Raw genomic sequence first — 18,885 nt, 5'->3', positions numbered from 1 at the left:
CGGCACGAGGCGCGACAGGCTCCCTCTCCCGGCTACGGCATTCACACGTCTCGCGGGCAGCACGGGTTCCCTCTCCTGGAAGGAGAGGGACAGGGTGAGGTGTATGATCTCTCTGGAGATGGACCACACACCCCAGCCCTCTCCTTCCATGAAAGGGAGTTCCGCTGCGCCTCGTGCACACCCTCTTGGATCGAGGGAATGGCTGTCGAGCGGATGTGTGAATTCAGTAGCCTTCCAGGAGAGGGAGTCCGCGCCGCCCGCGCGAGACGTGAAAGCCGCAGATTCCGTGAGCCATTGGAAGCGTGCCGTTGCCGTCGGCCGGCGGGGCGCCCCGTGCGGCTGACCGCCACGAACCTCGCCGCCCGCCGCTCCGGCCGCCGCATCTTCTCCGGTCTGTCCTTCGCGCTGGGGCCGGGCGAGGCCCTGATGGTGACCGGGCGCAACGGGGCGGGAAAATCGACCCTGCTCAGCCTTCTCGCCGGCCGGCTGAAGCCGGATGCCGGCACGATCGCGGTCGCCGATGTGGGCGAGGCGACACTCGCCGAATGTCTCCACGTGGTCGGCCATCGCGACGGACTGAAGAGCCCGCTGACCGCCGAGGAAAACCTCGCCTTCGCCCGCGACCTCCTCGGTGCGCCCACCGCGAGCCCGCGCGAGGCCCTGGAGGAACTCGGCCTCGGCCATGCCCTGAAGCTGCCCGTCGCCTACCTCTCGGCCGGCCAGCGCCGCCGCGTGGCTCTCGCCCGCCTCCTCGTCTGCCGCCGTCCGCTCTGGCTCCTCGACGAGCCGACGGCGGCCCTCGACACCGCCTCCCAGGGCGTGCTCGCCGGATTGATGGCGCGCCACCGTGCGGAGGGCGGCCTCATCGTCGCCGCCACCCACCAGTCCCTCGGCCTGGAGAACTCCCGTGAACTGCGCATCGACGAGGCCGTGAAGCCGGCCGCCACACCGGCCGGAGCCATCTCGGATGCCGGGGAGGTATGGTGGTGATCAGCGTCATGCGCGCCCTCATCGCCCGCGACCTGCAGCTCGCGGCCCGCGTCGGCGGCTCGGGCGCCCTGTCGCTGGTCTTCTTCCTGATGATCGTCGCCCTGGTGCCGTTCGCCCTGGGACCGGACCTCAACCTGCTCTCGCGGATCGGTCCGGCGATCCTCTGGCTCTCGGCGGTGCTCGCCACCCTGATCGGCCTCGACCGCCTGTTCCAGGCCGACGAGGAGGACGGCTCCCTCGACCTGATGACGGGGGCGCCCGCACCGATGGAGATGGTGGTCCTCGCCAAGGTCATCGCGCATTGGCTCACCACCGGCCTGCCCCTGGCCCTAGCCTCGCCGCTCTTCGGGCTGCTCGTGGCCCTCGACGGCACCGCCATGGGCGCCACCGCTCTGACGCTTCTGGTGGGGACGCCGGCGCTCACCTTCATCGGCGCCGTCGGCGCCGCACTCACCGCCTCGATCCGCAGGGGCGGCCTGATCCTCGCCGTGCTGGTCCTGCCGCTGATGATCCCGACGCTGATCTTCGGCGTCTCGGCCACCGAGGCGGCGTCCGGCGGCACGGTGCCGTTCACGACGCCGCTGCTGATCCTGTCGGGCCTCAGCCTGATCGCCGCGGTCATCGGGACATTCGCGGCGGCGGCGGCACTGAGATGGTCGGAATGATCGCGGCCGGAGCGGTCATCGCTTTTCGGCGACGGGGATGACGATCTCGTTGCGCCGCAGGAAAGGAATCGCGAAAGGCGGATCGTAGCTGAGGACGCTGGACGGGCCGGTGGGCTCACGCGCGACCTTCGCCAGGACCTGCCGGAGAATGGCCTCGCGCTTCTCGCGAGCCCTCGCGTCGAGGGTGCCGGAGAAGCGGAGCGCGGCGAAGGTCGTGGCAGGCAGCCGAGCGATGCGAACCTCCGGGTCGGTCGGGACGGGCGGACCGGCCTTCGCGACGGCGGCGGGCAGGAAAAAGCGCATCACGCGCAGATCGCCACCCTGCTCGACCGGCACGGTCATGGCGATGCGGGTGCCCTGTTCCACCGGCACCGTCATCGCGACACGCTCGTCTCCGCCATTGGTGCCGGTGATGTACCGGAACAGCCGGCGAAACGCCTCCGCATCACCGGGGCCCGCCATGTCGGTCTCGACGGCGACGCGCGGTTCGTAGCGGCGGATTTCGACGTCGCGGGGCAGTCGCCCCACCACCTCGTAGCGCGGCTGTTCGTAGGTGGCACGGATGCCAACTACGGACAGGGCCGATTCGGCGAAGGTCAGGGCGTAGTAGAGGGCTTTGTCCAACATGGCGCAGCGTCAACGCCCCATGGCCGGCCCCGTTGCCAGTCCCGTTGCCAAGCGTCGCCACTCACTCGGCGGCAGGCCGGTCCAGCCCCGGAAGGCGCGGGTGAAATGTGCGGCATCAGCATAGCCCAGATCGAGGCCGATTCGGCCGACCGGCCGGTCCGTCCGCGCCAGGAGATCCTTGGCTTGCCCGATCAGGATCTGGGCGAGGCAGGCGCCGTAGCTGGTGCCATGTGCCTCGAAGCGGCGCTGGAGCGAGCGCCGCGACAGGCCGAGCCGGCGGCAAAGCCAGTCGATGGACGGGCGCCCGTCGAGGAGGCCGAGGCGGATGAGATGGCTCGTGCAGAGAAGAAAATCGCTCGGGTCGGGTACCCCGGCCGTCCCCATGACGTCCGCTGCCGTCGCCGGTCGCGGGTTCTTCGTCGTGATGAGACCGGCCTCGAAGCTGACGAACGCGCCCGGCCCGAGGCGAAGATCGCAGCCGAGGGTGGTCTCGATCGCCCTGCGATCCTGCAGCACCGCCCCCGAGACACCCGCATCCCGAGGCACGAAGCCGGGTCCCAGGAACCGGCGGAGCACGTCCAGAATGTAGCCGAGCGCCAGCACCTCGTTCTTCTGCCGCCCGACGGGACTGTCGTCGGTGACGGCATAGGTGACGTGGGCGCGGCCTTCCCGGACCGATACATCCATCCGCGTCGCGGTCTGCAGGTGGTCGACGATCAGGGTGGTGCCCAGCGCCAGCGCTTCGCCGAGGGTGGCCGAGGCGCAGACGCGGATGCCGTAGGGGCCGAGGCTCGGAACGCCCGCACCCAGCGACAGGCGGGCCGGCAGCGCCGCATCGCCTATCTCGCGGGCCGCCTCCTCGACGATGCGCAACTGGTCCCGCAGCAGGATCAGCCGATCCGGCTCCTCGATCAGGGCGAGCGGCATCTCGGCCCTGCTGAACACGCGCGCCACCGAGCCCCCGGCGCGCTCCACCGCATCGGCCACCGCTCCCATCGAGCGCGCCTTGGTCAGACCGATCAGCATCCCGTCGCCCCCCTCGGGGGAAAGCGTCGTCGAGGTGGCACCGAATGGCAAGAAAGTGCGACCCAGCCCGGCTATCGCCGAACCGAAGGACCGCACATCGCAGCGGACCGGATTTTCGGGAAAGACACGCCATGCGCACATCCCATCGGAGCCTCCCCGTCGCGATCGGCTTCGGCCTCCTCGCTTCCTGTCCCTGTTCCGCCGATCCCTCGGCTGTCGAGCCTCAGGCCGCCCAAGTCCTGTCCGCCCAAGCTCTGTCCGCCCAAGCCCTGTCCGCCCAAGCCTTGGCGATGCTGCCGATCCGGATGCTCGACACGTCCGGCGAGCCGAAGGATCAGACCTCCGAGCATGCCGCCCGCCTCGCGGCGATGGCCGAGGGGCTTTCGGCGGGTCTCGTTGCCGAGGGCCGCTTTCGGGTGGCGGAGATTTCGGCCGAATCGCTCGCACGATCCTGCCCGGACAATGCGCCGACCTGCATCCTCGGCGCCGCGCGGAAGGCCGACGCCGGATTCGCCTTCGTCGGCGTGATCCACAAGAGCAGCACGCTCATCATGCAGATATTCGCCCGGATCGTGGAGACCCGAGGCGGCACTACCGTCTTCTCGCGGGAGTTGAACTTCCGGGGCGACAACGACGAATCCTGGCGGCGCGCGGAAGCGTTCCTCCTGCGAGAGATCGAGGCCGATTCGCCCGGCGGGGCGCGCGCGAAGAAATGATGCACGGTGCGCAGGCTGCGCTCAACACCCGCATTGCCGCTGCACCGCACCCTGGGTTAGGTCCGCAGACCATGTGGACACGCCTTGCCCATCCCGGTCACTTCCTGCGCTGGACCGGCCCCGTGATGCCTTGGCTCGCCGGGCTCTCGGCCGCTTTGCTCGCGGTCGGCCTCTACCTGACATGGTTCGTGGTGCCGCCCGACTATCAGCAGGGCGAGACCGTGCGGATCATGTACATCCACGTGCCTGCCGCCTGGCTGGGAGTTTTCTTCTACGGGTCGATGGCGCTCTCGGCCATTGGTACCCTGGTCTGGCGGCACCCGCTCGCGGATGTGGCTCAGCGCGCTGCGGCGCCGATCGGGGCGGCCTTCACTCTGATCTGCCTCGTCACCGGCTCTCTCTGGGGCAAGCCGATGTGGGGCACCTACTGGGTCTGGGACGCTCGGCTGACCTCGATGCTGGTCCTGTTCCTGATCTATTGCGGCATCATCGCCCTGTGGCGCACCATCGAGGACCCGAACCGGGCCGCGCGCGCCATCGCGATCCTGACGCTGGTGGGGGCGGTGAATCTGCCGATCATCAAGTTCTCGGTGAACTGGTGGTCGACACTGCACCAGCCGGCCTCGATCATGCGCATGGGCGGCTCCAGCATCGACCCCTCGATGCTCTATCCCCTGATCGAGATGATCCTGGCCTTCACCCTGCTCGGAATCACCCTGCACCTCTATGCCATGCGCACCGAGATCCTGCGCCGCCGCGTCAGGGCGCTCACCATCCGCGAGGCCGAGCGCCTCGATGCCGATCTCCGTCCTTCCCGGCCCATCGGGCACGCGATCCAGGGCCTCTGACCGATGACTTCGCTCGGGCCGCATGCCAGCTTCATCCTCGGCGCCTACGCCTTCACCGCCCTGGTGATCGGCATCCTGATCTGGCGCTCGCTCAGCGATCATCGCGCGCAGAAGCGGGCGCTGGCGATCCTCCAGGGCGATGCGGGAGAACGGGCGTGAGCGCGACCTCCACATCGGCACCGGTGCGCCGTTCGCTGCTCGTCATCGCGCCGGTGCTCGTCTTCGCCGCCTTGGCCCTGGTGTTCTTCATACGCCTGCGATCCGGCGCCGATCCTTCCGCCATTCCCTCGGCGCTGATCGGGCGTCCGGTGCCGACCTTCGCGCTGGAGCCGCTGCCCAACCTCGTCGGCGGCGAGGGGCAGGCGATCCCCGGCCTGTCGAGCGCGGATCTCAAGGGCCGCGTGACGGTGGTCAATTTCTGGGCCTCGTGGTGCGCTCCCTGCCAGATCGAGCATCCGCAACTGATGCGGCTGGCACGTGAGCCGGGGATCAACCTCGTCGGTATCGACTACAAGGACGCGCCGGAGAACGGCCGCCGCTTCCTGTCGCGCAGCGGTGTGCCGTTCCAAGCGGTAGGCATGGATTCGACCGGCCGGACCGGTATCGATTTCGGCGTTTACGGCGTGCCGGAGACCTTCATCGTCGGCCCCGACGGCGTGATCCGCGACAAGCTGGTCGGCATCGTCACGCCCGAGAACTACGCTGCCGTGCTGCAGAAGATCCGCGCCGCCGGGACCGTGGCGCGCCCCTGACATCCTGCGCGATCGGTTTTTCCCCGACCCTAAAAATCGGCCGCCGGTGAAGGGCGGGAGGACCTTTTTTTCGGGCGGGTGCAGTATCTGCCAGGCGATAGACGAATAATATATTGATGTATACTTGAACGACGACGTCAACCGTACGATATCGTACTTTGATGTACTAATGCGTAGTATTCACAAGTCTTTGCCGGTGTGTCATACGGCAATCTACCCTGGGGAATGAGCTCGGGCGTGGTGACGAGGCCTCATGTGCTCTTGCCTAAGGACCCGGCGGAGCCGTGACGTATTCCATCGTGCAGAGTGAGATACGCAACAGGCTTCTCCGCGGTCTTTTGCCCTCGGAGTTCGAGCGCCTTCAGCCGCATCTGAACCGGATCTCCCTGGAACCCGGAATCGTGGTGGAGAAGCCGGATCGGCCGATCGCCACAGTTTACTTCCCCGAGCCCGGCGTGATCTCCGTCGTCGCGCGGACCCTTGGCGGGACGCAGGCCGAGGCCGGCATCGTCGGCCCCGAGGGCATGACCGGTCTCGCCATCCTGCATGGTCTCGACCGCTCGCCGAACACCTCCCTGGTCCAGATGGCCTGCCGGGCGATCGCCATCGATGCGAGGGTGTTCCGTGGCCTGATCGAAGAAAGAAGGCCGCTCCACGATCACCTCCTGCGCTACGCTCAGGTCTTCGCGGTTCAGCTCGCACAGGCGAGCCTCTGCAACGGACGCTTCACCATCGAGCAGCGCCTCGCGCGCTGGCTCCTGATGTGCCACGACCGGGCCGACCGTGAGGATCTGCCCCTCACGCACGAGCTGCTATCGCTGATGCTCGGGGTGCGCAGGGCTGGGGTGACCACGGCTCTGAGGTCGATGGAAGCTCTCGGTGCCGTGAAGACCCGCCGGGGCGGAATCAACCTGCGGGACCGCGATGCGCTGGAACGGGCCGCGGGCGAGGCCTACGGCGTGCCGGAAGCGGAATACGAGCGGGTGCTCGGCTAGAGGCCGATCCGAAGGGCGGGATCCGGAGCCTTCCTTATGTCTCGGATTTCGACGCAGCCTTGCGGTCGTGCCGCATCAGGAGCGGGGTCTGCGAGAGCGCGAAGAGGATGGTCAGGGGCATGATGCCGACCACCTTGAAATTGGCCCAGAACGCGTAGGTCTGCGTCCGCCAGATCACCTCGTTGAGAGCGGCGAGCGCGAAGAAGAACAGCCCCCAGCGGAAGGTCAGCTTGCGCCAGCCCTCCTCGGTCAGGTCGAAGACCGAATCGAGCACCACCGACAGCAACGACTTCCCGAACAGCAGGCCGCCTAGGAGAATCGTGCCGAACAGGGCGTTCACGATCGTCGGCTTGATCACGAAGAAGGTCTTGTCGTGCAGCGCCAGCGCCATGCCGCCGAAGACGAGGACGACGATGCCGGAGACCAGCGGCATGATCGGCAGGCGGCGCAGCAGCGCGAAGTGGATGGCGAGCGCCACCACCGTCGCCGCCACGAACACGCCGATGGCCATGAAGGTGGTGCCGTCCTCGCTCAGGCCGAACCGGGCTCCGAAGGCGTTGAGGAGGAAGAACAGGACCAGCGGCCCCATTTCCAGGGCGAGCTTCGGCATCGGATCGAGATGGCGGCGCGGCGGCACGGATTCGATGGGCAGGGTCATGTCGATGAACGGCTCGTGCTGCGGCGCGACCGGCGACGGGGCGATCACCGGGCAGGAGGCCGGATGTAGGATACTCGCCCCGTCTTTCCTAGCGCGTCGGCCTTTGCGCGCCTTTCCGGAGCCTTCGTCCGCTTTCCTAATCCTCCTCCAGTCCCGCGATGGCCCGCGCGAAATCCCTGGCGGCAAAGGGCTCCAGATCCTCGACGCCCTCGCCGACGCCGATGAAGTGGACCGGCAGGCCGAACTTCGCCGCCAGGGCGACGAGGATGCCGCCCCGTGCGGTGCCGTCGAGCTTGGTCATGACGAGACCGGTGACGTTGGCCGCCTTCGAGAACAGCTCCACCTGGCTGAGCGCGTTCTGGCCCACCGTGGCGTCGAGGACGAGGAGCACCGCATGGGGCGCCTCGGCGTCGATCTTGCGGATGACCCGCAGGATCTTCTCCAGCTCCGCCATCAAGCCGGCCTTGTTCTGGAGCCGTCCGGCGGTGTCGATGAGGAGGACGTCCGTACCCTCCGTCCTGGCCCGCTGGAACGCCTCGAAGGCGAGGCCGGCGGCATCCGCCCCCTGCGCTCCCGCCACGACCGGAACTCCGGTGCGGGTGCCCCAGACCTTGAGCTGCTCGATCGCGGCGGCCCGGAACGTATCGCCCGCCGCCAGCATCAGGCTGTGCCCCTCCCCCTTCAGCTTCAGGGCGAGCTTGCCGATCGTGGTGGTCTTGCCGGCGCCGTTGACGCCGATCATCAGGATCACGAAGGGTTTCTTCGTCGTGTCGATGGTGAGGGGAATGGCCACCGGTGCCAGCGCCCGCTCCACCTCGGCGGCGAGGATCGCCCGGACCTCGTCCGGGGAGATGCCCTTCTCGTAGCGGCCCTTGCCCACGGCCTCGGAGATCCGCATGGCGGTGTCGATGCCGAAATCGGCCTGGATCAGGGCGTCTTCCAGTTCCTCCAGGGTGTCCGCGTCGAGCTTGCGCTTGGTGAACAGTCCGGTGACCCGCTCGGACAGGGCCGAGGAGGTGCGCTTCATGCCGCCGGTGAGGCGGCTCCACCAGCCACGCTTCTCGGGCTCTGCCTCGGGTACGGGTGCAGATTCGGGTTTCGGGAAGGGCTCCGGCTCCGGTGCGAAGGCGACCGTCGTGGTATCGGCGATCTCCGCCCCGCGCACGGGATCGTCGCCGGCTGTCCCGGCGGGCGGACGTTCCTCGGCACCCGCGATCGGCTGGAGGTCGGCGCCCTCGATCTCGTCGGGTGTCGCGTTCTTGTCCGGATCTGCGGCGGCGGGCTCGCTGGGGGGGAGCGGGATGGCCGAGACGTCGTCCGCACCTCTGACGAAATCGGGTTGGCCTTCGGAGGCCGAGGCGGGGGAAGCGATCGGTGGCGCCGCCGGCTCCCGCTCCGGCTTCGGATCGGGCGGCTGGACCGGTACCGGCTTCGGCGGCCAGGATTCTTCCTGTTTCCCGAACATCCGCCGCAACAGCCAGCCCGGCCTCTTGTCTTCGCTCATTCCCACTTGCTCCCCCGACCCCGCATCAGTAGCGCAGGGCGATGCCTTCAGCCGATGCCCTCCTAACAGACATAGGCGCGCGCCTCCTCTACCGCGATGCCCTGGTCCTCGTCATCGACAAGCCGGCAGGGCTGCCCGTCCATCCCGGCCCGAGGGGCGGGGAGACGCTGACCGACCATCTCGACGCTCTGCGCTTCGGTCTGCCGCGTCGCCCGGAGGCGGCCCATCGCCTCGACCGCGACACGTCGGGCTGCCTCGCTCTCGGCCGTCACGCCAAGGCGCTAGCGCGCCTCAACAAGCTGTTCGCCGCGAGCGGCACGGTGGGCAAGACCTACTGGGCCATCGTCGAGGGCGGCCCGACCGAGGACGAGGGCCGTATCGACCTCCCCCTCGCCCGCCGCTCGGACGATCCGCGCTCGTGGTGGATGAAGGCGGACCCGGCCGGAGACCCGTCGCTGACCACGTGGCGCGTCCTCGGCCGCTCCCCGGACCTGACCCTGTCCTGGCTCGCCCTCAGCCCGGTCACCGGTCGCACGCATCAGCTGCGCGTTCACTGCGCCGCCATGGGTTGGCCCATCCTCGGCGACACGATCTACGGATCTGCGCCCCGTTCGGGCGGCCCAGGGCTGCAGCTACACGCCCATTCGCTCACCCTGCCGCTCTATCCGAAGAAGTCGCCGATCGTGGTGGAGGCCCCGGCGCCGGGCCATATGCGCGAGCGGATGGAGATCTGCGGGCATCAGGTCGGCGAATGAAGCGCGGTTCATTGTCCCCCTCTGCGGGAGGAGGTGACCCGCGTTGGCGGGTCGGATGAGGGGAGTCACGGTGCCGGATGTCGCGCTGCCCCTCTCCCGGCCGCTTCGCGACCACCCTCCCCCACAGAGGGGGGAGGGTTACTCCGCCGCGATCAGCACCCTGCCGTCATGTCCGGCGATCGCCACGTCGCGCAATTCGCCCGGAGACGTATCCGCCGCCAGCCGGACCGGCGTGAACCCTTCCGTGCGCCCCATTCCGCCGCGCTCGGTGAGCACGCGGTGGGTCCGGCCGACCTCTCCCGCGAGATGCGCCGTCAGCGCCGCCGCTCCCGCTTCACGGAGACGGGCGGCGCGTTCGCGGATCACGTCTCCGGGGACGGGCGGCATCCGCGCGGCGGGCGTGTCCGGGCGCGGCGAGTAGGGAAAGACGTGGAGATGGGTCAGGCCGCATTCGGCCACGAGATCGAGGGAGCGGGTGAACTGTTCCTCCGTCTCGGTGGGAAAGCCGGCGATGAGATCGGCGCCGAAGACGGCGTTTGGGCGCAGGCGCCGTACGTCGTCGCAGAAACGGATCGCGTCGGCGCGGCCGTGCCGCCGCTTCATCCGCTTGAGGATCACGTCGTCGCCGGCCTGGAGCGAGAGGTGGAGATGCGGCATGAGCCGTGCCTCGCCGGCGATCGCATCCATCAGCGCCGCGTCGGCCTCGATGGAATCGATCGAGGAGAGGCGCAGGCGCGCGAGGTCCGGCACGTCTCGCAGGATGGCCTGGACCAATCGTCCGAGGCTCAAGCCTTCGGCAAGATCCCGGCCATAGGCGGTGAGATCGACGCCGGTGAGCACCACCTCGCGCCCGCCATGGTCGACGATGCGGCGGACCTGATCGACCGCGTCGGCCAGTGGCACCGAGCGCGAGTTTCCCCGGCCGAAGGGGATGATGCAGAAGGTGCAGCGATGGTCGCAGCCGTTCTGCACCGGCACGAAGGCGCGGGTATGCCCGGCGATCGAGGCGAACCGCGTCGGCGCGGCGTCGCGTACCGCCATGATGTCGTCGATGCCGAGGCGCGGACGCGCCGTCGGCGCAGGTGTCCAGGTCTCGGCCCGGGTCTTGGCATCGTTGCCGACGATCCGCGCCACTTCGGGCATGGCGGAATAGGCCTGCGTCTCCACCTGTGCGCCGCAGCCTGTGACGACGATCTCGGCGTCCGGCCGTTCGCGGGCGAGCTTGCGGATCGCCTTGCGGGCCTGCCGCCCAGCTTCCGCGGTGACGGCGCAGGTATTGACGAGGACGAGGTCGCCACCGGCTCCCGCCACCTCGGCATGGCGGCGCATCACTTCGGATTCCACCGTGTTGAGGCGGCAGCCGAAGGTCAGGGTTTCGATGGCCATCAGGCGAAGGGCCCAGAGGAGAGGCGGCGTTCGTCGCCGCACCCCTTCCCCGGCCGGGCGAAGCGAAGCGAAGCCCGATCCGGGGCCCAGCAAGGAACGTCGCGAAGCGCCGAAACCGTGCTCCGCATCGAGGGGGCCGCCGACGCGGCGCGTTCTGGACTGGATCCCGGATCACCCTTCGGGTGTCCGGGAAAGATGGCGCGGGTGGTCATAACGACGGCCATTCAGTCCATGCGCTCGAAGATCGCGGTGGGCAGGAAGCCTTCCCATTCGAGTGCCACGGGGCCGGTCATCAGCACGTGGTCATCGGCGCGCCACTCGATGACGAGGTCGCCGCCTGGCAGGCTCACCGTGGCGTGGCGGCTGATCATGCGCAGGCGCGAGGCCGCGACCAATGCCGCGCAGGCGGCGGTGCCGCAGGCCAGCGTCAGCCCGGCGCCGCGCTCCCAGACCCGGAGCTTGATCGTCTCCGGACCCGTCACCTGCGCGAGGGAGATGTTGGCGCGATCGGGAAAGATCGGGTGGTTCTCCAGCATCGGGCCGATGCGGGAAAGGTCGTAGCCGTCGGGATCGCGCTCGACGAAGAATACCGCGTGGGGATTGCCCATGTTCACCGCGCCCGGCGAATGCAGGACGGGCGCATCGATCGGGCCGATCTGGAGTTCGATCCGTCGCGTGTCCGGGAACGGCTCGGCAAGCGGGATCTCGTCCCACTTCAGGCGCGGCCGGCCCATATCGACGGTGAAGGAGGCCTGCGCCTCGCGCTTCACGCCGACGAGCCCGGCCCTGGTCTCCAGGGTCAGGCTGCCGCTCTCGGCCGGCCGCGCCATGGCAGGGTCGTCGAGCATGGCGTAGGCGACGCAGCGCGTGCCGTTGCCGCAGGCGCCGGCTTCCGTCCCGTCTGTGTTGTAGATGCGCAGGAAGGCGTCGGTGCCGGGGCTGCGCGGGTCGTGAATGACCATGAGCTGGTCGAAGCCCGAGCGGTGGTGACGGGCGATGGCTCGGGCCTCTTCGGCACTCACAACCAATTCCGTGCCGCGCAGGTCCAGCACCACGATGGCGTTGCCCGCCCCGTGCATCTTCAGGAACCGTCGGTTGGCGAGCCTCGTCATGATCGTCAGCGTTTCGTGGCCGTCTGGGGGAGCGCTCGGAAGGTCATCTTCCGAGCGACCACCGCATATAGGGCAAAGCGCGGGGCCGCGCACGCGGCGCTGGATCAAGGGAGCGTTGCACAAGGGCCGCGCCGGTCACGTTCCTGCGCGCAAACGCGCCCCGCGCCTCGCCGCCGGGCGGCTTCGTCCCTACCTTGCAGAATGCGCGACACAGCCGTGCGATTCGTCGCGGCGTGCGAGCCCGGAGCGTTGCCTTGACCCGTCATCGTCCATTGCCGCTCGTCAGCCTCGCCGCCATCCTGGCGGTTTCCTCGGCCCTCGCGCAGGAGCCGGCCTCGCCCGCGACCACCAATCCCCTGCCGACGACGACAGCGCCCGATCCGGCCAATCCCGCCCCGGATGCGCCCTCCCGTCCGGTTCCGACCCAGGCGCTCCCCGGCGCGCCGCCGATTCCGGCCGGACCGCTGCGCCAGACCCTGGTGGAGACCCCCGGCGACGCCAATGACGTGGACGAGGTCTCCCTGCCGCCGAAGCCCGCCGCGATCCTCGCCGGACGGGCGAGCTGGGAGGAGGCGGTGCCAGCGCTGAAGGCCGCCTTCGCGAAGATCGAGGAGGCGCTCGCCAAAGACGGGATCACTCCAACCGGCCGGCCGCTCGCCGTCTTCGCCAAGACCGACGATGACGGTTTCCAGTTCGAGGCGATGATCCCCATCGCATCCATGCCGGACCCGAAGCCCGCCGAGACCGGCGGCCTGCGCTTCGGCACCACCCCCAGCGGTAAGGCCCTGCGCTTCCCGCACAAGGGTTCCTACGACGAGATCGACGGCACCTACGAGACGCTGACCGCCTATCTCGACGCCAAGGACGTGGTGGTCCAGGACCGCTTCATCGAGGAATACGTCACCGACCTCAACGACAAGGCGGACGAGAAGCTCGACGTGAACATCTACGCGCTGCCGAAATAGGCGGGGGCCTATAGCAGTCGAAGCTGTTCGGCCGGCTTGGTGTCCTGGATTTCGGCGTTCTGGATTTCGGAGCCTTGAATTTCGGAGTCCTGGCCACGTTCCAGCGTGAGAAGGAAGCGCTTCGTGTCGAGGCCTCCGGCAAAGCCCGTGAGCGCCCCGCCGGCGCCGATGACCCGATGGCAGGGCACGACGATGGGCAGTGGGTTCGCGCCGTTGGCCGCGCCCACGGCCCGGCTGGCGCCCGGCCGTCCGATTCTGCGGGCGAGCTCGCCGTAGGAGATCGTCTCACCGGGCGGGATCTCGGTGAGCGCCCGCCAGACCTCATGCTGGAACGGCGTGCCGCGCGGGGCGAGTGCGAGATCGAACCGGGTCAGGCGTCCGTCGAAATAGGCGCCGAGCTGCGTCCGCGCCTGCGCGAAGGCCGCATCGTCGCGGTGCCAGTCCATCCCCGGCGTCACCGCGCCCTTTCCGCTGGGAAAGCCGATGCAAGCCAGTCGCTCGTCCGCGCCGGCGAGAACGAGTGGACCGATGGGGGTCGACAGGATCGTATAGCGCGTTCCAGGCATTGCCGACCCTCGTCGCCGAAATCCGTGCCGCCTCACATTCCACGACAGGAACAGATCGTGGAAGGTCGTTTGCGTCACAGGCAATGCGCGAGAATGCTTGAAGCGGTCATTCGCGCATCTGATGATGCGAATGCAACTATAATATCCGAAAATCAACTCAAGGTTATGTGCGCGGCGCTCATCCTCCACGGTTTATTCTGGTGTAGCGGCGACGGGTTGGCCGACGAATGACGGGAAAGTCCGTCTTGGTCGATCACAATTCTTGAGTTTCCCACCCTGGTATGAGATCGGCAGTCGACCCGTCGGCGATAGGCAGAATTCCAGGCAGGCACGATGACCGGTCATCCGCGTCCCGAACCGGCCATCTGGCGCCCCCAGGGTCGGTTCGTCGCCAACATCGCGTCGCTTCGACAGCTCCAGGTGTTCAACGACCGCGGCGGCATCGCGGTCAACTTCGATACCATGCGCTCGGTCTCGCCCAACATCGCGATCGCCGGGAGCCAAAGCGAGACACTGAGCCTCTGGGAGACCCGTTCGAGCAGTGGTTTCGTCACCAAACCGAAGTTCGATGCGCGCCTCATCACGATCCGGTTCGTGTCGAGCGGGCACATCGTCTATCGGCGCCGCTCCGGCAACATCGACGGCTTGCCCACACACGCCACGCTCGTCGATTTCGACGATCTGCGCGAGGTCCATGCCTCGAACGCGTTCAGTGCGATCAGCGGGACCTTCGCGGTCGATACCCTGATGGCCGCCAACGAGGCGCTCACGGGCGGCGACGATCGCGGTTTGCCGTTGCTGGCACCTCTCGCCGAGGTCGCGACGCCCGGCATGAAAGCCCTGTTCCTGTCTCTGCAACAGGTTCAGCGTCGCATCCAGGGAATCGATCGGCACGACGACCTGATCTTTCCGCTGGCCCGCGAGGTCCTGACCTATCAGCTCCTCTCGGCTTGGCCCAGGCGCATCGCGTCCCCGCGTTCCGGAACGCGGGACGTTCCATCCCGCAGCCTCCGGGCGGCGCTCGACTATATCGAGGCGAACCTGTCGAATGCCCTGGTCCTGGCCGATGTCGCGGCGGCGGCCGGGATCAGCGTCCGCTCGCTCCAGGACAAGTTCCGCCGGGAGATCGGATTAACGCCGGTGCAGTTCATCATCGATCGGCGTTTGGCGAAAGCGCATCTTGATCTGATGTCGTCCGCCAAGAGTACCCTGTCCATCGCCGACATCGCGCGGAGCTGGGGCTTCGTCCATATGGGCGATTTCGGACAGCGCTACCGCCGCCTGTACGGCCGCGCGCCCAAGGAAACACGGCAGGGCAGCCGTCACTCCGCATGATCTGTGAGGCTGCGACGAGATGCGGAGGGAGACGTCGCATCCCGGGAGCGAGGCCTCGCCCGTTTGGGGATCCGTGCGGCGCCGATACTCTATCCGGCGTCCGGTGTTCTATCGATATCACGCAGAACAGTATCTATATTGCGCAAATTTGACACACATGCTTGTTGTAGCGATTATATAAAGTATAAATTCCTAAGAAATCCTATTCGCGCGGCGACGGCGGACAAGTTCACGTAACTAGAAAGTGCATGTCGTCTGTTTGCCGATGGTATGTCTGGCCTCATCACGCCGTTCCTACCTCGTTTCGGCACCTGCGTAGTGGGATGTCTATCGATGATGAAGCCGCATGTGCCATTCAATGCCGTATGCTGAACCGCCTCTTGCTTGGCTCGACTGGCTGAACCGCCGTAAGGGCTTTACGCCGCGCGCTTTCACCGACAATGCCGAATCACGACCGGCCGAATCACGACCGGCCGAGTCCACGGACGCACCGATCGCGTCGGTGGACATCGACAGGTCTGCCGATCTCGAGAACGTTGCACGGCAACATCTCGACCAGTTCGTCGTCTCGCCGCCCTACAAAGCGTTGGCAAGACAGTCGTCGATCTCGATCCGCGGAGATGCCGGGGCCGGCATCCTGACCGTCGATCATCTGCGGGCCGCGCGGGTATTGCTGGGCTGGTCCATGTCCGATCTTGCCCTGAAAAGCGGATTGTCTCTCTCGACGATCAAGCGCGTCGAGCAGGAGCCGCTGAACGTGACGATGCAGAGCTATCGCCTGACCGTCGCCACTCTGCGGATTGGCGGCATACGCTTTCTCACGCTCGACGACGGCACGATCGCTGTGGCGAAAGCGACCGATCCCGTTCGCGACCGCACCGCGTGAGAATTGTTGGCCGACATGGCCTCCATGGAGGATCGGTCCATTGGTTCGACCTGCCCGCATGAACGGCCGAGCCGCCTCTCGGCCGGCCGCCCGTGGCGCCGCTACTCCGCCGCCTCGCCATAGGCATCCACAGGCGGGCAGGAACAGACGAGGTTGCGGTCGCCGTAGGCGTTGTCCACGCGGTTGATCGGCGGCCAGTACTTGTCCATCCGGAGACTTCCGGACGGGAAGCAGGCCGCCTCGCGGGAATAGGGCCGCTCCCAGGGTCCGATCAGATCCTGCACCGTGTGCGGCGCGTGTTTCAGCGGGTTGTTGGCCCGATCCATCCTCCCTTCCTCGATGGCACGGATCTCCTCGCGGATCGCCAGCATGGCGTCGCAGAACCGGTCGATCTCACCCTTGGTCTCGGATTCTGTCGGCTCGATCATCAGGGTGCCGGCCACCGGCCAGGACATGGTCGGCGGATGGAAGCCACAATCGATCAGGCGCTTGGCGATGTCCTCGACGCCGATCCCGGCCGATTTCTGGAAGGGCCGGACGTCGATGATGCATTCATGCGCCACGCGGCCCTGCGCTCCGGCATAGAGCACCGGATAGGCGCCCTTCAGCCGGCTCGCGATGTAATTGGCGTTGAGGATGGCGATGCGGGTCGCCTGCGTCAGGCCGCGCCCGCCCATGAGCAGGCAGTAGCTCCACGAGATCGGCAGGATCGAGGCCGAGCCGTAGGGAGCGGCCGAGACCGCACCTTCCTCGCCCGTCCGTGGGTCGGAGGGCAGGAACGGGATCAGGTGAGCCTTGACGCCGATCGGGCCCATGCCGGGGCCGCCGCCGCCATGCGGGATGCAGAAGGTCTTGTGCAGGTTGAGATGGCTGACATCGGCGCCGATATCGCCGGGGCGCGCCAGGCCAACCATGGCGTTGAGGTTGGCGCCGTCGAGATAGACCTGGCCGCCATGGGCATGGACGATGTCGCAGATCTCGCGGACCCGCACCTCGAACACCCCGTGCGTCGACGGATAGGTGATCATGCAGGCGGCGAGTTTTTCGGAATGCAGCTCGGCTTTCCGGCGGAAATCCTCCACATCGATGTTGCCGTGCTGATCCGCGCCGACCACGACGACGCTCATGCCGCACATCTGGGCCGAGGCCGGGTTGGTGCCGTGGGCGGAGGACGGGATCAGGCAGATTGTGCGATGCCCCTCCCCCCGCGAGAAGTGATAGGCGCGGATGGCGAGCAAGCCGGCATATTCGCCCTGCGCGCCGGAATTCGGCTGCATCGAGATCGCGTCGTAGCCGGTGATGGCGCAGAGTTTTTCGGAGAAGTCGCGCAGGAGTTCCTGGTAGCCCTCGGCTTGGTCGGCCGGCACGAAGGGGTGGATCTCCGCGAATTCCGGCCAGGAGATCGGCAGCATCTCGGCGGTGGCGTTGAGCTTCATCGTGCACGAGCCGAGCGGGATCATCGCCCGGTCCAGCGCCAGGTCGCGGTCGGCGAGGCGGCGCATGTAGCGCGTCATCTCGCTCTCGGCGCGGTTCATGTGGAAGATGGGGTGGGTCAGATAGGCGGAGGTGCGGAGATTCGCCTCCGGCAGGCGCTGGGCCGGCCAGGCGTCGTCGTAGGTCAGATGCTCTCCGCCGAAGGCACGCCATACCGCCTGGACGATGTCTGGCCGGGTTCGTTCGTCGACCGTGATGCCGATGCGGTCCGCGCCCACTTTCCGCAGGTTGACGCCGTTCTTCACCGCGTTCTGCAGGATCAGACCCTGGAAGGCGCCGACCTCTACGGTGATCGTGTCGAAGAAGGTCTTCGGCTCGACGGCGAAGCCGAGGGTTTCGAGGCCTTCGGCGAGGCGAACCGCGTCGCGATGGACCCGCGCGGCGATGGCCTTCAATCCGCGCGGCCCGTGGAACACCGCGTACATCCCGGCGATGACCGCGAGCAGCACCTGCGCGGTGCAGATGTTCGAGGTCGCCTTCTCGCGGCGGATATGCTGCTCGCGGGTCTGCAGGGAGAGACGGTAGGCGCGGTTTCCGCGGGCATCGACGGAGACGCCCACGAGACGGCCCGGCAGGGTGCGCTTGTGCGCATCGCGGGTGGAGAGGTAGGCCGCGTGCGGCCCGCCATAGCCCATCGGCACGCCGTAGCGCTGCATCGAGCCGATGGCGATGTCGGCGCCCATTTCGCCTGGAGGCTTGAGGAGGGTGAGCGCCAGCGGGTCGGCCGCCATCACCGCTACGGCCCCGGCCGCGTGCAGGCGGGCGATGATCTCGGAAACATCGTGGATGGCGCCGCAGACGCCGGGATACTGGAAGATCGCGCCGAAGACCTCAGCCGGATCGAGGTCCGTCGCCGGGTCGCCGACGACGATGGTCCAGCCGAGCGGCGCCGCGCGGGTCTTCAGGACGGCGATGGTCTGGGGCAGGCATTCCGCGTCGACGAAGAACGCCGTCTTGCCGTTGCCGGCGATGCGCGAGGCCATGCCCATGGCCTCCGCCGCGGCGGTCGCCTCGTCGAGGAGCGAGGCGTTGGCGATGTCGAGGCCGGTGAGATCGCAGACCAGGGTCTGGAAGTTCAGCAGCGCTTCGAGCCGGCCCTGGCTGATCTCCGGCTGGTAGGGCGAATAGGCCGTGTACCAGGCCGGATTCTCGAAGATGTTGCGCTGGATTGCCGGCGGCATCGTGGTGCCGTGATAGCCCTGCCCGATCAGCGAGACGAGGAGCCGGTTCTTGTCGGCGATGCCGCGCATGTGTTCCAGCACCCGGCGCTCGGTGAGGGACGTGCCGAAATCGATGCGTTCCGCCTGCCGGATGTCCGCCGGCAATGTCTCGTCGACGAGACCGTGCAACGTCGGCGCGCCGACCACGGCGAGCATGGCTTCGATCTCGCCGGCGGTCGGGCCGATATGGCGGCGGTTGGCGAAATCGTAGGGATCGTAGCGGTCGTTGGGCATGATGGGCCTCGGAGGTGCAATTGACGGCTGTGCGCGTCCCTCTTCCCTCTGCGGGAGAGGGTGGCCCGCGAATGCGGGTCGGGAGAAGGGAGCACCGGTTCCGGAGAGGTCGCCCCCTCTCCCGCCTGCTCCGCAGGCACCCTCTCCCGCA

Annotated in this window: 19 protein-coding genes; 11 read left to right on the top strand and 8 right to left on the bottom strand. The window is 67.8% G+C overall.

Features of this window, described 5'->3' with window-relative positions; genetic code table 11:
- The first annotated feature begins 333 nt into the window (after nt 1-333).
- Both ccmA and ccmB read left to right on the top strand, forming a co-directional pair.
- Nucleotides 334-990, top strand: coding sequence for a heme ABC exporter ATP-binding protein CcmA (gene ccmA, locus ACFQ4G_RS05900; RefSeq protein WP_238204648.1), 657 nt, complete (start codon nt 334-336; stop codon nt 988-990).
- Entirely contained in the window at nt 981-1,655 is a 675-nt protein-coding gene (gene ccmB, locus ACFQ4G_RS05895; protein WP_238204646.1) for a heme exporter protein CcmB, read from the top strand. The genes ccmA and ccmB overlap by 10 nt, the downstream gene beginning before the upstream one ends.
- A 15-nt stretch (nt 1,656-1,670) precedes the next feature.
- Here the strand turns inward: ccmB and ACFQ4G_RS05890 are convergent, their stop codons facing one another.
- Complete coding sequence (locus ACFQ4G_RS05890; protein WP_238204644.1) at nt 1,671-2,282, bottom strand: SOUL family heme-binding protein; 612 nt, start codon at nt 2,280-2,282, stop codon at nt 1,671-1,673.
- Nucleotides 2,283-2,291: 9 nt separating this feature from the next.
- Nucleotides 2,292-3,308 carry an AraC family transcriptional regulator gene (locus ACFQ4G_RS05885; RefSeq protein WP_238204642.1) on the bottom strand — a complete coding sequence of 339 codons (1,017 nt, stop codon included), beginning with the start codon at nt 3,306-3,308 and terminating at the stop codon, nt 2,292-2,294.
- 131 nt (nt 3,309-3,439) lie between these two features.
- Here ACFQ4G_RS05885 and ACFQ4G_RS05880 point away from each other — a divergent pair, with 131 nt between their 5' ends.
- The 5 genes from ACFQ4G_RS05880 (at nt 3,440) to ACFQ4G_RS05860 (ending at nt 6,619) form a co-directional block, all read left to right on the top strand.
- Nucleotides 3,440-4,024 (top strand): DUF2380 domain-containing protein, encoded by a 585-nt coding sequence (locus ACFQ4G_RS05880; protein WP_238204640.1) that lies wholly within the window; start codon nt 3,440-3,442, stop codon nt 4,022-4,024.
- Nucleotides 4,025-4,095: 71 nt separating this feature from the next.
- Nucleotides 4,096-4,872 carry a heme ABC transporter permease gene (locus ACFQ4G_RS05875; protein WP_238204638.1) on the top strand — a complete coding sequence of 259 codons (777 nt, stop codon included), beginning with the start codon at nt 4,096-4,098 and terminating at the stop codon, nt 4,870-4,872.
- A 3-nt stretch (nt 4,873-4,875) separates the two neighbouring features.
- The gene (gene ccmD / locus ACFQ4G_RS05870) at nt 4,876-5,031 is read left to right on the top strand and encodes a heme exporter protein CcmD (RefSeq protein WP_238204637.1); all 156 of its coding nucleotides are present in this window, start codon (nt 4,876-4,878) and stop codon (nt 5,029-5,031) included.
- Nucleotides 5,028-5,624, top strand: coding sequence for a DsbE family thiol:disulfide interchange protein (locus tag ACFQ4G_RS05865; RefSeq protein WP_238204635.1), 597 nt, complete (start codon nt 5,028-5,030; stop codon nt 5,622-5,624). The genes ccmD and ACFQ4G_RS05865 overlap by 4 nt, the downstream gene beginning before the upstream one ends.
- Before the next feature lie 284 nt (nt 5,625-5,908).
- On the top strand, nt 5,909-6,619 hold the full coding sequence (locus tag ACFQ4G_RS05860; protein WP_238204634.1) for a Crp/Fnr family transcriptional regulator: 711 nt from the start codon (nt 5,909-5,911) through the stop codon (nt 6,617-6,619).
- 34 nt (nt 6,620-6,653) lie between these two features.
- Here ACFQ4G_RS05860 and ACFQ4G_RS05855 read toward each other — a convergent pair whose 3' ends face one another.
- Together ACFQ4G_RS05855 and ftsY are read right to left on the bottom strand one after the other, a co-directional pair.
- Complete coding sequence (locus ACFQ4G_RS05855) at nt 6,654-7,271, bottom strand: septation protein A (RefSeq protein WP_238204693.1); 618 nt, start codon at nt 7,269-7,271, stop codon at nt 6,654-6,656.
- A 142-nt stretch (nt 7,272-7,413) separates the two neighbouring features.
- Complete coding sequence (ftsY, locus tag ACFQ4G_RS05850; RefSeq protein ID WP_238204631.1) at nt 7,414-8,781, bottom strand: signal recognition particle-docking protein FtsY; 1,368 nt, start codon at nt 8,779-8,781, stop codon at nt 7,414-7,416.
- A 41-nt stretch (nt 8,782-8,822) separates the two neighbouring features.
- On the opposite strand from ftsY, the gene ACFQ4G_RS05845 reads away from it, so the two are divergent.
- The gene (locus ACFQ4G_RS05845) at nt 8,823-9,536 is read left to right on the top strand and encodes an RluA family pseudouridine synthase (protein ID WP_238204629.1); all 714 of its coding nucleotides are present in this window, start codon (nt 8,823-8,825) and stop codon (nt 9,534-9,536) included.
- A gap of 138 nt (nt 9,537-9,674) precedes the next feature.
- Here the strand turns inward: ACFQ4G_RS05845 and mtaB are convergent, their stop codons facing one another.
- Nucleotides 9,675-10,922 carry a tRNA (N(6)-L-threonylcarbamoyladenosine(37)-C(2))-methylthiotransferase MtaB gene (gene mtaB / locus ACFQ4G_RS05840; protein WP_238204627.1) on the bottom strand — a complete coding sequence of 416 codons (1,248 nt, stop codon included), beginning with the start codon at nt 10,920-10,922 and terminating at the stop codon, nt 9,675-9,677.
- Nucleotides 10,923-11,146: 224 nt separating this feature from the next.
- Nucleotides 11,147-12,034 (bottom strand): diaminopimelate epimerase, encoded by an 888-nt coding sequence (gene dapF, locus ACFQ4G_RS05835; protein WP_238204619.1) that lies wholly within the window; start codon nt 12,032-12,034, stop codon nt 11,147-11,149.
- Between the two features lie 254 nt (nt 12,035-12,288).
- Here dapF and ACFQ4G_RS05830 point away from each other — a divergent pair, with 254 nt between their 5' ends.
- The gene (locus ACFQ4G_RS05830; protein ID WP_238204615.1) at nt 12,289-12,999 is read left to right on the top strand and encodes a GyrI-like domain-containing protein; all 711 of its coding nucleotides are present in this window, start codon (nt 12,289-12,291) and stop codon (nt 12,997-12,999) included.
- 8 nt (nt 13,000-13,007) lie between these two features.
- Here ACFQ4G_RS05830 and ACFQ4G_RS05825 read toward each other — a convergent pair whose 3' ends face one another.
- Complete coding sequence (locus tag ACFQ4G_RS05825) at nt 13,008-13,565, bottom strand: methylated-DNA--[protein]-cysteine S-methyltransferase (RefSeq protein ID WP_238204612.1); 558 nt, start codon at nt 13,563-13,565, stop codon at nt 13,008-13,010.
- 333 nt (nt 13,566-13,898) lie between these two features.
- Between ACFQ4G_RS05825 and ACFQ4G_RS05820 the strand changes: the two genes are divergently transcribed.
- Together ACFQ4G_RS05820 and ACFQ4G_RS05815 are read left to right on the top strand one after the other, a co-directional pair.
- Nucleotides 13,899-14,900 carry a helix-turn-helix domain-containing protein gene (locus ACFQ4G_RS05820; protein ID WP_238204610.1) on the top strand — a complete coding sequence of 334 codons (1,002 nt, stop codon included), beginning with the start codon at nt 13,899-13,901 and terminating at the stop codon, nt 14,898-14,900.
- Nucleotides 14,901-15,246: 346 nt separating this feature from the next.
- Nucleotides 15,247-15,786 carry a helix-turn-helix domain-containing protein gene (locus tag ACFQ4G_RS05815; protein ID WP_238204608.1) on the top strand — a complete coding sequence of 180 codons (540 nt, stop codon included), beginning with the start codon at nt 15,247-15,249 and terminating at the stop codon, nt 15,784-15,786.
- 101 nt (nt 15,787-15,887) lie between these two features.
- On the opposite strand, the gene gcvP is transcribed toward ACFQ4G_RS05815, so the two are convergent.
- Nucleotides 15,888-18,734 (bottom strand): aminomethyl-transferring glycine dehydrogenase, encoded by a 2,847-nt coding sequence (gene gcvP / locus ACFQ4G_RS05810; RefSeq protein WP_238204606.1) that lies wholly within the window; start codon nt 18,732-18,734, stop codon nt 15,888-15,890.
- Nucleotides 18,735-18,885: the final 151 nt, after the last annotated feature.

It is taken from the genome of Methylobacterium marchantiae, assembly GCF_042679825.1.
GTDB lineage: Bacteria > Pseudomonadota > Alphaproteobacteria > Rhizobiales > Beijerinckiaceae > Methylobacterium > Methylobacterium marchantiae.
This window is presented reverse-complemented; position numbering and strand designations above follow the sequence as displayed.